The sequence below is a fragment of the Pseudomonas brassicacearum genome, from assembly GCF_003732265.1.
Lineage (GTDB): Bacteria > Pseudomonadota > Gammaproteobacteria > Pseudomonadales > Pseudomonadaceae > Aquipseudomonas > Aquipseudomonas brassicacearum_D.
The window spans coordinates 99493-111844 of record NZ_MOBK01000005.1 but is presented as its reverse complement, the minus strand read 5'-3'; the positions used below and the strand labels follow the sequence as shown (position 1 = coordinate 111844).

Annotated in this window: 11 protein-coding genes; 9 read left to right on the top strand and 2 right to left on the bottom strand. The window is 59.8% G+C overall.

Annotation, left to right across the window (positions count from 1 at the left end; translation table 11 throughout):
• Positions 1-17 precede the first annotated feature (17 nt).
• From exaC to BK660_RS11550, 9 genes are all read left to right on the top strand, one after another.
• Complete coding sequence (gene exaC / locus BK660_RS11590) at positions 18-1538, top strand: acetaldehyde dehydrogenase ExaC (protein WP_123433406.1); 1521 nt, start codon at positions 18-20, stop codon at positions 1536-1538.
• Positions 1539-1782: 244 nt separating this feature from the next.
• Complete coding sequence (eat, locus tag BK660_RS11585) at positions 1783-3153, top strand: ethanolamine permease (RefSeq protein WP_027924316.1); 1371 nt, start codon at positions 1783-1785, stop codon at positions 3151-3153.
• Positions 3154-3353: 200 nt separating this feature from the next.
• Positions 3354-4748, top strand: coding sequence for an ethanolamine ammonia-lyase subunit EutB (locus tag BK660_RS11580; protein WP_123433405.1), 1395 nt, complete (start codon positions 3354-3356; stop codon positions 4746-4748).
• Between the two features lie 8 nt (positions 4749-4756).
• Positions 4757-5581, top strand: coding sequence for an ethanolamine ammonia-lyase subunit EutC (gene eutC / locus BK660_RS11575; RefSeq protein ID WP_185045063.1), 825 nt, complete (start codon positions 4757-4759; stop codon positions 5579-5581).
• A gap of 115 nt (positions 5582-5696) precedes the next feature.
• On the top strand, positions 5697-6158 hold the full coding sequence (locus BK660_RS11570) for a GNAT family N-acetyltransferase (RefSeq protein WP_123433403.1): 462 nt from the start codon (positions 5697-5699) through the stop codon (positions 6156-6158).
• 283 nt (positions 6159-6441) lie between these two features.
• Complete coding sequence (locus tag BK660_RS11565) at positions 6442-7098, top strand: DedA family protein (protein WP_123433402.1); 657 nt, start codon at positions 6442-6444, stop codon at positions 7096-7098.
• Between the two features lie 6 nt (positions 7099-7104).
• Complete coding sequence (locus BK660_RS11560; protein ID WP_123433566.1) at positions 7105-7917, top strand: M90 family metallopeptidase; 813 nt, start codon at positions 7105-7107, stop codon at positions 7915-7917.
• 113 nt (positions 7918-8030) lie between these two features.
• Positions 8031-8558, top strand: a complete 528-nt coding sequence (ppa, locus tag BK660_RS11555; RefSeq protein ID WP_003205933.1) for an inorganic diphosphatase — start codon at positions 8031-8033, stop codon at positions 8556-8558.
• A 228-nt stretch (positions 8559-8786) separates the two neighbouring features.
• Entirely contained in the window at positions 8787-9533 is a 747-nt protein-coding gene (locus BK660_RS11550; protein WP_123433401.1) for a S24 family peptidase, read from the top strand.
• A gap of 380 nt (positions 9534-9913) precedes the next feature.
• On the opposite strand, the gene BK660_RS11540 is transcribed toward BK660_RS11550, so the two are convergent.
• Both BK660_RS11540 and BK660_RS11535 read right to left on the bottom strand, forming a co-directional pair.
• On the bottom strand, positions 9914-10729 hold the full coding sequence (locus tag BK660_RS11540) for a YfaP family protein (protein ID WP_123433399.1): 816 nt from the start codon (positions 10727-10729) through the stop codon (positions 9914-9916).
• Positions 10730-10732: 3 nt separating this feature from the next.
• Complete coding sequence (locus BK660_RS11535) at positions 10733-12352, bottom strand: DUF2300 domain-containing protein (protein WP_123433398.1); 1620 nt, start codon at positions 12350-12352, stop codon at positions 10733-10735.

Genomic DNA, 12352 nt, shown 5'->3' with positions numbered 1-12352 from the left:
CCAAGGAGAACATCACCATGCGTTACGCTCACCCCGGTACTGAAGGCGCTATCGTTTCGTTCAAGAGCAAATACGGTAACTACATCGGCGGCGAGTTCGTCGCGCCTGTCAAAGGTCAGTACTTCACCAATACCTCGCCAGTGAATGGCCAACCGATTGCCGAATTCCCACGCTCCACTGCAGAAGACATCGACAAGGCCCTGGACGCTGCCCACGCCGCCGCCGATGCCTGGGGCGCCACGTCCGCCCAGGCGCGCTCGCTGGTGCTGCTGAAAATCGCCGACCGCATCGAGCAAAACCTCGAACTGCTGGCAATCACCGAATCCTGGGACAACGGCAAAGCCGTTCGCGAAACCCTCAACGCCGACATCCCGCTGGCGGCTGACCACTTCCGCTACTTCGCCGGTTGCATCCGCGCGCAGGAAGGCAGCGCCGCCGAGATCGACGGCAATACCGTGGCTTATCACATCCATGAACCGCTGGGCGTGGTCGGGCAGATCATCCCGTGGAACTTCCCGATCCTGATGGCCGCCTGGAAACTCGCCCCGGCCCTGGCCGCCGGTAACTGCGTGGTGCTCAAGCCTGCCGAGCAGACCCCGCTGGGCATTACCGTACTGGTCGAGCTGATTGGCGACCTGCTGCCACCGGGCGTGCTGAACATCGTGCAAGGCTTCGGCAAAGAAGCCGGCGAAGCGCTGGCCACCAGCAAACGCATCGCCAAAATCGCTTTCACCGGCTCGACCCCGGTCGGCTCGCACATCATGAAATGCGCCGCCGAAAACATCATTCCGTCCACCGTGGAGCTGGGTGGCAAGTCGCCGAACATCTTCTTCGAAGACATCATGCAGGCCGAGCCGACTTTCATTGAAAAAGCCGCCGAAGGCCTGGTGCTGGCGTTCTTCAACCAGGGCGAAGTCTGCACCTGCCCATCCCGTGCCCTGGTGCAAGAGTCGATCTACGACGACTTCATGAAAGTCGTGATGAAGAAAGTCCTGTCGATCAAACGTGGCGACCCACTCGATACCGACACCATGGTCGGCGCCCAGGCGTCCGAGCAGCAATTCGACAAAATCCTTTCGTACCTGGAAATCGCCAAGGGCGAAGGCGCCGAGCTGCTGACCGGCGGCAAGATTGAAAAACTCGAGGGCAACCTGGCGACCGGGTATTACATCCAGCCGACCCTGCTCAAGGGCACCAACAAAATGCGCGTGTTCCAGGAAGAAATCTTTGGCCCGGTGGTGAGCATCACCACCTTCAAGGACGAAGCCGAAGCCCTGGCCATCGCCAACGACACCGAGTTCGGCCTCGGCGCCGGCCTCTGGACCCGCGACATCAACCGCGCCTATCGCATGGGCCGTGCCATCAAGGCCGGTCGTGTGTGGACCAACTGCTACCACCTGTACCCGGCGCACGCCGCGTTTGGCGGTTACAAAAAGTCCGGCGTCGGCCGTGAAACCCACAAGATGATGCTTGATCACTATCAGCAGACCAAAAACCTGCTGGTGAGCTACGACATTAATCCGTTGGGCTTCTTCTAAAAACCGTGGGCGATGCAGGTATTCCTGCGTCGCCCTTTCTATCGCCTTCGCGAGCAGGCTCGCTCCCACATTTGCACCGCGTTCCCCCCCTGTGGGAGCGAGCCTGCTCGCGAAGGCCTCATCAAAGGCACCCTAAAAACATTGCCCTGGCCGCTCTGGCACGGGCTTTGCGTGCCCGCTTCACGCCTGAAACGTCGTACCGCAAGTCCAAAAGATCAAACAATAAAAAAGACAGCGAGGACTTATGACTTCTTCTACACAGCTCAAACCCACACTCGGCACCCTGCACCTATGGGGTATTGCCGTCGGCCTGGTGATTTCCGGCGAGTATTTCGGCTGGAGTTACGGCTGGGGCACCGCAGGCACATTGGGCTTTCTCGTCACCGCCCTGATGGTGGCGACGATGTACACCTGTTTCATTTTCAGCTTCACCGAACTGACGACCGCGATTCCCCACGCTGGAGGGCCGTTCGCCTACAGCCGACGGGCGTTTGGCGAGAAAGGCGGATTGATCGCCGGCATCGCCACCCTGATCGAATTCGTGTTTGCGCCACCGGCCATTGCCATGGCCATCGGCGCCTACCTCAACGTGCAATACCCGGAACTTGATCCCAAGATCGCGGCGGTTGGCGCGTATTTCGTGTTCATGGGCCTGAATATCCTCGGGGTCAGCATCGCGGCCACCTTCGAACTGGTGGTCACCGTGTTGGCGGTCGCCGAGTTGCTGGTGTTCATGGGCGTCGTGGCACCGGGCTTCAGCTTCAGTAACTTCGTGCTCAACGGCTGGTCGGGCTCCAACGAATTCACCATCGCTTCCATCCCCGGGATTTTTGCCGCCATTCCCTTCGCGATCTGGTTTTTTCTGGCGATCGAAGGTGCGGCGATGGCCGCAGAAGAAGCCAAGGACCCGAAACGCACGATTCCCAAGGCCTACGTCAGCGGCATTCTGACCCTGGTGTTCCTGGCCATCGGCGTGATGGTGATGGCCGGCGGCGTCGGCGACTGGCGCCAACTGTCCAACATCAACGACCCGCTGCCCCAAGCGATGAAAGCCGTAGTCGGCAACAATTCGAGCTGGATGCACATGCTGGTCTGGATCGGCCTGTTTGGCCTGGTGGCGAGCTTTCACGGGATCATCCTCGGCTACTCGCGCCAGTTCTTCGCACTGGCGCGGGCCGGTTACCTGCCGAGTGGCCTGGCCAAACTCTCGCGTTTCCAGACCCCGCACCGTGCCATTCTGGCTGGCGGAGTGATCGGCATCGCGGCGATTTACAGCGACGGCCTGGTCAACCTGCAAGGCATGACCCTGACGGCGGCGATGATCACCATGTCGGTATTCGGTGCCATCGTGATGTACATCATCAGTATGCTGAGCCTGTTCAAACTGCGTAAAACCGAACCGAACCTGGAGCGCACCTTCCGTGCACCGGGCTATCCGATTGTTCCGGGGATCGCACTGTTCCTGGCGGTGGTGTGCCTGGTGGCGATGGCCTGGTTCAACACGCTGATCGGCTGTGTGTTCCTCGGTTTCATGGCCGCCGGTTACCTGTATTTCCAGCTGACCGCCAAGCAACGCGCCGACGCGCCGGCCGATGCGATGCTCGAAGGTATTTAAGTTGCACCGGCGCCGGGCTTGCAGCCTGGCGCCTGCCATATAGAAGTGCGCAGAGATCTAATGTGGGAGCGGGCTTGCTCGCGAAAGCGGCGTCACATCCGCCATATGCGCTGGATGACACACCGCTTTCGCGAGCAAGCCCGCTCCCACAGGGAAGCTCAGCGTTATTGAGACTTGTACACATCAGGAGGAATCATCCCATGGCCGCATTTGCCCACTCCGTCGGCGCTCAGACCTACCGCTTCGAGAGCCTCAAGGACGTCATGGCCAAGGCCAGTCCGGCGCGCTCCGGGGATTTCCTGGCGGGCGTCGCCGCGCTCAACGATGGCGAGCGTGTGGCTGCGCAAATGGCCCTGGCCGACATCCCGCTGAGCCACTTCCTGCAGGAAGTACTGATTCCTTATGAGGCCGATGAAGTCACCCGGTTGATCATCGACACTCACGACACCCACGCGTTTGCCGTGGTCAGCCACCTCACCGTCGGCGGGTTCCGCGACTGGCTGCTCAGCGATGCCGCCGATGAACAGAGCCTGCGCGCGCTCGCCCCCGGCCTGACGCCGGAAATGGTCGCTGCCGTGTCGAAGATCATGCGCGTCCAGGACCTGGTGCTGGTGGCGCAGAAAATCCGCGTGGTCACGAAATTTCGCGGCACCATGGGCCTGCGCGGGCGCCTATCCACCCGCCTGCAACCCAATCACCCCACCGACGAACCCGCCGGTATCGCGGCGAGCATCCTCGACGGCCTGCTGTACGGAAACGGCGATGCGATGATCGGCATCAACCCGGCCACCGACAGCATCGCCTCGATCTGTGCCATGCTGGAAATGCTCGACGCGATCATCCAGCGCTACGAAATCCCGACCCAGGCCTGCGTGCTGACCCACGTCACCACGTCGATCGAAGCGATCAATCGCGGGGTGCCGCTGGACCTGGTGTTCCAGTCGATTGCCGGCACCGAAGCGGCCAACGCCAGTTTCGGCATCAACCTGAATGTATTGAAGGAAGGCTATGACGCCGGTTTGAGCCTGAATCGCGGCACACTCGGGCAGAACCTGATGTATTTCGAAACCGGTCAGGGCAGCGCGCTGTCCGCCAACGCCCACCACGGGATCGATCAGCAAACCTGCGAAACCCGCGCCTACGCCGTGGCGCGTCATTTCAAGCCGTTTTTGGTGAACACGGTGGTCGGCTTCATCGGCCCGGAATACCTCTACAACGGTAAACAGATCATTCGCGCCGGCCTCGAAGACCACTTCTGCGGCAAGTTGCTGGGTGTGCCGATGGGCTGCGACATCTGCTACACCAACCACGCCGAAGCCGACCAGGACGACATGGACACCCTGCTGACCTTGCTGGGCGTCGCCGGGATCAACTTCATCATGGGCATCCCCGGTTCCGACGACATCATGCTCAACTACCAGACCACCTCGTTCCACGACGCCCTCTACGCCCGCCAGACGCTGGGCCTGAAACCCGCGCCGGAATTCGAGCAATGGCTGACGAAAATGGGCATCTTTACCCAGGCGGACGGCAAAATTCACTTCGGCGACAGCCTGCCCCCGGCCTTCCGCCAGGCGATGGCGCAATTGGGATGAGTGCTTTCATGGAAAAACCACCCGTTGATCCACAGAACCCGTTGCTGGAGTTGCGGCGCCTGACACCGGCGCGCATTGCCTTGGGGCGCACGGGCACCAGCATGCCGACCAACGCCCAGCTGGATTTCCAGTACGCCCATGCGCAGGCGCGGGATGCGGTGCATTTGCCGTTCGACTCGGCGGGGCTCAGCGCTCAACTGACCGAGATCGGGCGCGACAGTCTGTTGCTGCACAGCGCCGCCACGAACCGGGACAGCTATTTGCAACGCCCCGATCTGGGACGCAAGTTGAGCGACAAATCCGCGCAGACCCTGCGCACCTATTCGGCGGCCAATCCCGGCGGTGTCGATCTGGTGATTGTGGTGGCCGACGGACTGTCGGCACTGGCCGTGCATCGTCACACCCTGCCGTTTCTGGCTCGTCTGGAAGAACAGGTGCAGGCCGAAGGCTGGTCCGTGGCACCGGTGATGCTGGTGGAACAGGGCCGCGTCGCGGTGGCCGACGAGATCGGTGAACTGATGGGGGCGAAGATGACGGTCATCCTGATCGGAGAACGCCCCGGACTCAGCTCCCCTGATAGTCTGGGTTTATATTTCACCTACAATCCAAAGATTGGTCTGACGGATGCTTATCGCAATTGCATCTCCAACGTTCGGCTCGAAGGCCTGAGTTACGGCATGGCCGCGCACCGTTTACTGTATTTGATGCGCGAGGCCTGTCGTAGACAGCTGTCAGGGGTCAATCTCAAGGACGAAGCGCAGCTTCAGACACTGGAATCGGACGCCGGTACGGACATGAAACGAAACTTCCTGTTGGGACAGACAGATGCCTGAACCGATTCCGCATTGCGTTTGCGAATAGGTTTCAGGCAGGATCGACGAACGGCCGCCACGGGTTTCCCATCGCCGTCAACGCACGTAAGACAGCCACTTGAAGACGAGACCTACCATGCGGATTGTTCAAGCGACCCTCGAACACCTGGACCAATTGGCGCCAATGTTCGTCAAATATCGTGAATTTTATGGATCCCTGCCGTACCCGGACTCGTCCCGAGCGTTCCTCGAAAAACGCCTGCGCCGCAAGGAATCGGTGATTTATCTGGCGTTGTCCGATGACGACAGCAACAAACTGATGGGTTTTTGTCAGTTGTACCCGAGCTTTTCGTCTCTTTCGCTGAAACGTGTATGGATTCTCAACGACATTTATGTCGCCGAAGACGCCCGCCGCCAATTGGTGGCCGACAACCTGATCCGTACCGCGAAGAAAATGGCCAAGGAAACCAACGCCGTGCGCATGCGCGTTTCCACCAGCAGCAACAACGAAGTCGCGCGTAAAACCTATGAATCCATCGGGTTCAAGGAAGACACCGAGTTCAAGAACTACGTGTTGCCGATCAGCGACGGGCTCTGAGCCCCCGATCTACTGTGGGAGCGAGCCTGCTCGCGATAGCTGCACCTCGGTTTGACTGATTCACCGAGGCGAGGCTATCGCGAGCAGGCTCACTCCTGCAAAAGCCCTGCATCACCATCGGTCTACTGCGACATCCCCCGCTACAAACTGAACGCTCTTTTCACTTTTCAGTCCGTATAATCCCGATCTTTCCGACTTGTAAGAAAAACTACACCTGCGTGTAGTCTTATGCGAAGTCATCCGCACAGGCCTGCTGAGTCGGGCCGTCACCACAGGTGCCCCCATGGATTTCAACCCGATCGACATTGTTCTGCATCTCGACGTTTACCTCGACATGCTAGTGACCAACTATGGGACCTGGATTTACGCCATCCTGTTTCTGGTGATTTTCTGTGAAACCGGTCTGGTGGTGATGCCATTTCTGCCCGGCGACTCGCTGTTGTTCATTGCCGGTGCCGTTGCGGCCGGTGGCGGCATGGATCCGGTATTGCTGGGCGGCCTGCTGATGCTCGCGGCGATTCTCGGCGACAGCACCAACTACCTGATTGGTCGAACGGCCGGCGAAAAACTGTTCAGTAACCCGGACTCGAAAATCTTCCGCCGCGACTACCTGCAACAAACCCACGATTTCTATGACAAGCACGGCGGCAAAACCGTGACCCTGGCGCGTTTCCTGCCGATCATCCGCACCTTTGCACCGTTCGTCGCCGGCGTCGGCAAGATGCCTTACCCGCGGTTCTTTTTCTTCAGCGTTATCGGCACGATTCTTTGGGTCGGCGGCCTGGTGACCCTTGGTTACTTCTTCGGCAACGTACCGTTCATCAAGCAAAACCTGTCGTTGCTGGTGGTCGGCATCATCCTGCTGTCACTGGTGCCGATGATCATTGGCATGGTCCGCAGCCGCCTCGGCAACGCCGCGTCCAAAGCCCAATCGCGCTGAATGGCGATGTGGTCGCTTAGTGCCTGGCGTCGCCAGCGCACCTTGGCCAAGCACCCGATTGCCGACGACATGTGGCAGCGGGTGCGCCATCACCTGAGCTTCCTCGATGGCATCAGCGCCGCTGAAGACCAGTGGTTGCGCGAAGCCAGCGTGCTGTTCCTCGAAGACAAACACCTGACCGCCCTGCCCGGCGTCGAACTGCACCAGGAGCAACGCCTGCTGCTGGCCGCGCAAGCGCAATTACCGCTGCTGAACCTGGGCGATTTGAACTGGTATCAGGGTTTCCACGAAATCATCCTCTACCCCGACGACTTCCTCAGCCCCCAGCGCCATCGCGATGCCAGCGGTGTCGAACACGAGTGGGATGGCGAGCACAGTGGCGAGGCGTGGCAGCATGGCCCGATCATCCTCGCCTGGCCGGGCGTGATGGCCAGTGGTGGCTGGGAAGGCTACAACCTGGTCATCCACGAGCTCGCGCACAAACTCGACATGCTCAACGGCGTCGCCAACGGCCTGCCGCCGTTGCACCCGGACATGCGGGTCAGCGACTGGGCCAAGGTGATGCAAGAGGCCTACGACGATCTCGACCGGCAGTTGGAACGCAATCCGGACGCCGAAACCGCGATCGATCCCTACGCCGCAGAAAACCCTGCCGAGTTTTTCGCCGTCACCAGCGAATACTTCTTCAGCGCCCCGGATTTGCTGCACGAGGCTTATCCCAAGGTGTATGAACAGCTGAAGTTGTTTTACCGACAGGACCCGCTGGCCCGGTTGCGGCAACTTCTGGCCGAAGACCCGGTCTATCAGGCACGCGACTAAGGTCTACACGACTTCTGGTACATGGCGTCATCGGCGGAATATGCCTATAATCGCCGCCACTTTTTGGTCAATCCGGCCAAGTGTTTTTGGTCAACTAACGGGGGCACCGCCCAATGAGCTACAGCAAGATTCCGGCTGGCAAAGACCTGCCGAACGACATCTACGTCGCGATCGAGATCCCGGCCAACCACGCGCCGATCAAATACGAAATCGACAAAGACAGCGATTGCCTGTTCGTTGACCGTTTCATGGCCACCCCGATGTTCTACCCGGCCAACTACGGTTACATCCCGAACACCCTGGCTGACGACGGTGATCCCCTCGACGTGCTGGTCGTGACCCCTTACCCGGTTGCTCCAGGTTCGGTCATCCGCGCTCGTCCAGTCGGCATCCTGAACATGACCGACGACGGCGGCGGCGATGCCAAAGTCATCGCAGTCCCACACGACAAGCTGTCCCAGCTGTACGTCGATGTGAAGGAATACACCGACCTGCCTCCACTGCTGATCCAGCAGATCGAGCACTTCTTCGCGAACTACAAAGATCTCGAAAAAGGCAAATGGGTCAAGATTGAAGGCTGGGCCGGCGCTGATGCCGCCCGCGAAGCGATCACCAAATCGGTTGCTGCCTACAAAGGCTAAGACGCCAATGGCCTTGCGCCACTGACGACTTGAAAAAACCCCGGTTGATCCGGGGTTTTTTGTGGGCGCTCATAAAGGGTTTTAAACAGCGCGTTTATCTTTTCGCCACTGCGGTTTTTCTCTGTTTAATTTGTTCCAAATACGTCTTACATCCGGTCGTAAATTTCCCTCGAAATTTGAACGGTTCGTTTATTCAAAGCCCCGCCCTGCGCCCGTAGACTCGTGTTTATGAAAAAGAACACTAGCGGCCCACGGTTCAAAGCATTGCTCGAAAAAGCCAAGATCACGACCACAGGATTTGCCGCTTTTTTCGACACGGAAGCTCAAAACATCCACAACTGGTACACCCGCGGTGTGCCCGCTTACCGCATGGAAGAGGTCTCCAGATTACTCTCGGTCAACAGCCACTGGCTCAAAACCGGCGAAGGCCCGGAAGACGCCAAACACCTGCGCCTGCTCGACGAGTCCGGCAACACCTTCGACGCCCAGGCGATTCGTGGCATCTACACGGTCATCGAGCCGACCGACGTCGAACTGCCCCTCTACAAAGAAACCCCCATCGCCCCGGGGTCTCACAGAACCCACATCGTGGAAGACACTGGCCAATTCATCCGCCTCCCCAAAAGCCACCTCGACTCCCTGGAAATCAACCATGCCGATGCGATCGGCATTCACATGCTCGGTAATAGCATGGGCGCGAGGATTGAGGACGGCTCCACCCTCGCCATCGACCGTGGGCTGACCAAAGTGATTGATGGGGAGATTTACGCGATCGACCATGACGGGATGCTGCGCATCAAATACCTGCATCGGATGCCCGGGAATGCGCTGCGGTTGCGTAGTTACAACAAAACCGAGCATCCGGATGAGATTTTCAGTGCTGAGCAGATTGATAAGCAGAACATCAGGGTGTTGGGGTGGGTGTTCTGGTGGTCGACGCTCAACAAACGGCGACCGGCGGTGCCGTTCCTGTAAACACACACCGCCGCTCCCACATGAGAATGCGATCAAATGTGGGAGCGAGCCTGCTCGCGATGGCGGCAGAACATTCACCCTACAAACCCGGACGGGTGACTGAACCCAATGCCCAATGGCTCTACACCACACACCACGCTGGGAATTTCCCCAAAAAATCAGTATGCTGCGCCCCACATTTGCGATCGACCCGCCCCGCGGCTCAGATCGCACCGACAAGGCAGATGATTTTCTCGCCGAGTCCCACAGCCGGACGCAAGATCCGGGTGTACGTTTTGAAGGCTGGCGCGGTTTACCAAAAATGAACCAAGCCAGTCCCCGAGAAGCCGGCCACAAGCCGGCTTTTTAATGCCTGCGGTTTGAGGAACCGTCATACAACATCACGGATAACTAAACGACTTAACCAACGTCAACTCCCCCACCGCCCGCATCGGCACCAGAAACGTCTCCATCTTCTCGCTCGGCGTCCCCTCCTCCGTAATCACCGTCACCTGTGCAGTCGTCAGCGGCTGAACCGCATCCTCCTGCCCTTCCTCATCGCTGCTATACCCACCGCCAAAGTAATTCACATACACCAGATACTGCCCTTTGATCGGCGCCGGCATGGCAAAGATCTCCGGCCCATACCCGGTCGTCACGTCAACATCCAGCGCCGCACCATTGGGCGCAACCCGATCGCCGTACCAGATATGCGCCCCATCCGGCGTAATCAAATGCAGGTCCAGGTCCGTGCCGTCACTGTCCCACGACAACAACACCCGCAACTTGGCCGGCGTGGCACCACCACTGGCATTGAGGAACTGCGTGCGATGCCGCTGTTGTCCATCAGGGCTGCGTACTTCGACGCTGTTGCTGCCATTGGGAAACGAGAACGGGCGATCAAAACGGCCTGCCGGATCGATCTTCAGCGGCATGCTCACGCCGTTGACGATCAAGCGACCCGGCTCCGTCGACTTGGGCGTGGATTTGATCTGGCCGCTGATGCGCGCGGTGTTGGCCTGCCCTGCCGGGGTGTTCACCGATGAAGCGGGATAGTTGACGGTCTGGCGGAAGTTTTCGCCTTCGCCTTCAACCGCACCTGTGCGCCAACCTCCGACGGGGGTGTCGAGTTTGACGGCGGCGTCTGCGGCGAAAATCGTCGGCATCGCGCAAAAAGTACAAAGGAACAGGAAGACCTGTGGATAACGGAGTTTCATGGCCTATTCCAGCAAGAGGTGGCGGGCGAGCCCTTCGATGTAGGTTTCATCCTGGCCGTTGGGGTGTGCTTCGAAGGCCAGGTGCAGGTATTCGTGGGTCAGGTCGAGGCGGTCTTGCAGCGACAGCACGCCGCGCACGTAGATGCGTTGGCGTTCGCGGTCGACATAGGGGCGACCGAAGGCCAGGCGGCAGACGGCGAAGGTGCTGACTTCGTTGTAGCCGACCTCGCCTTCCAGCCGCGCACGCCAGCCGCGGCGCTGGGTTTGCAACCAGTCTTGCGCGGCGGGCAGCGCTTCGCAGGAGGCGACGGGGTTGTCCCAGCGGCTGAGGCTGGCGCGCGGGTAGGCGTGCAGCAGGATGGCGTCGTAGCGCTGGCCGGCATTGGCTTGTTCGACGGCTTGCTGCCAGGAGAGTTTGTCCGGGCCGGGTTGGTCGGAGTGATAGGTGACGGTGCTGCCGGCCAGTACGAGGTCGCTGGTCCAGGCGGAGATGTTGCGTGACTCGAGCGTGGCCGGGCGTGGGGCGACGCGTTGGCGGCTGCTGCTGTCGTCGATGCTCAGGCAATCACCGTGGCGCGTGGCGTTTTGCAGCAGGTAGGTGCGGATGGCGATGGCCAGGGCTTTGGCAGCTTCGGCGGGTTCGGGTTTGGCTTCGCGCTGGAGGACGCGGGCGACGTATTCTTCGCGGTCCAGGCGGGCGACGAGTTGGTCCTTGAGCAAGAAGAGTTCACCGTCGCTGTGGATATCGAGTTGGTTGCCGTTGCTGAATTCGACACGATAGTCGCCCTGCAATGGCCCGGAAGAAACAACACGTTCCCCCGCCAGAACCCGCTCAATCGGATAGCGAGAAAACAGTCCGACTTCGACACAACGCCCTGAATCCGCTGGCCAATCAACCGGCAGCACTGTGGCCAATGCCTCAGCGTAATGACGCAGCACCATCTGACTGGTCCCACGCCCACCCGCCCAGATCGGCGTGCCATCCGCCGTCCAACCGGCAAAACCGCCCTGCCGCGATGACGGATCCTGATCCCCCAACCAGCTCCAGGTTTTCACCCGCAACCGGCCACCGAGTTCACCCACCACATTGCCGTCCGCGGCATTGAGCACCACGTCCAGCAACACCCGCCGCGCCTGATCCTGCGCCGGCATCACGGCCAACACCTTGAGCAACTCAGCGACGGACACTCGCGTGGAAGGTTTTAACGACGGCAAATCCAGCAACCACTCCGGCGCCTGTCGCGCTTGCCAATACGAGCGCCAGTCAGCGGCAGTGATGCCCAAACGTGCCGGCTCAAAATACAAACCGCACGATTTCACCAAGGCCTGATCACGCTCGATCTTGCCGCCAGCGGTGCAGCAATAAACTTCGTCTTTCGACTGCCCGCGACATTCATACGCAGGTTCACGGGCGCCGGTATCCACCAGCCAACCGTACACAAACAACTTCCACAAACTGCCCATTGGCGCCTGCAAGTCAGCAGGCAACGGCTCGCGTGAAATCACCTGAGTCCGGTTCAACGAAATCAGTTCACCCTTGAAGCCCAGCCGCAGCGGTTCGTCCTGCGCTGTTGCCAGCGCAGGAATCAAACACAGCAGCCACCAGACCAGAGGCCGGGTCAT

What these genes read in the sequence shown, in the direction of transcription:
- exaC (WP_123433406.1), top strand. Translation starts at nt 18, where the DNA reads ATGCGTTACGCTCACCCCGGTACTGAAGGCGCTATCGTTTCGTTCAAG.
- eat (WP_027924316.1), top strand. Translation starts at nt 1,783, where the DNA reads ATGACTTCTTCTACACAGCTCAAACCCACACTCGGCACCCTGCACCTA.
- BK660_RS11580 (WP_123433405.1), top strand. Translation starts at nt 3,354, where the DNA reads ATGGCCGCATTTGCCCACTCCGTCGGCGCTCAGACCTACCGCTTCGAG.
- eutC (WP_185045063.1), top strand. Translation starts at nt 4,757, where the DNA reads ATGGAAAAACCACCCGTTGATCCACAGAACCCGTTGCTGGAGTTGCGG.
- BK660_RS11570 (WP_123433403.1), top strand. Translation starts at nt 5,697, where the DNA reads ATGCGGATTGTTCAAGCGACCCTCGAACACCTGGACCAATTGGCGCCA.
- BK660_RS11565 (WP_123433402.1), top strand. Translation starts at nt 6,442, where the DNA reads ATGGATTTCAACCCGATCGACATTGTTCTGCATCTCGACGTTTACCTC.
- BK660_RS11560 (WP_123433566.1), top strand. Translation starts at nt 7,105, where the DNA reads ATGTGGTCGCTTAGTGCCTGGCGTCGCCAGCGCACCTTGGCCAAGCAC.
- ppa (WP_003205933.1), top strand. Translation starts at nt 8,031, where the DNA reads ATGAGCTACAGCAAGATTCCGGCTGGCAAAGACCTGCCGAACGACATC.
- BK660_RS11550 (WP_123433401.1), top strand. Translation starts at nt 8,787, where the DNA reads ATGAAAAAGAACACTAGCGGCCCACGGTTCAAAGCATTGCTCGAAAAA.
- BK660_RS11540 (WP_123433399.1), bottom strand. Translation starts at nt 10,729, where the DNA reads ATGAAACTCCGTTATCCACAGGTCTTCCTGTTCCTTTGTACTTTTTGC.
- BK660_RS11535 (WP_123433398.1), bottom strand. Translation starts at nt 12,352, where the DNA reads ATGACCCGGCCTCTGGTCTGGTGGCTGCTGTGTTTGATTCCTGCGCTG.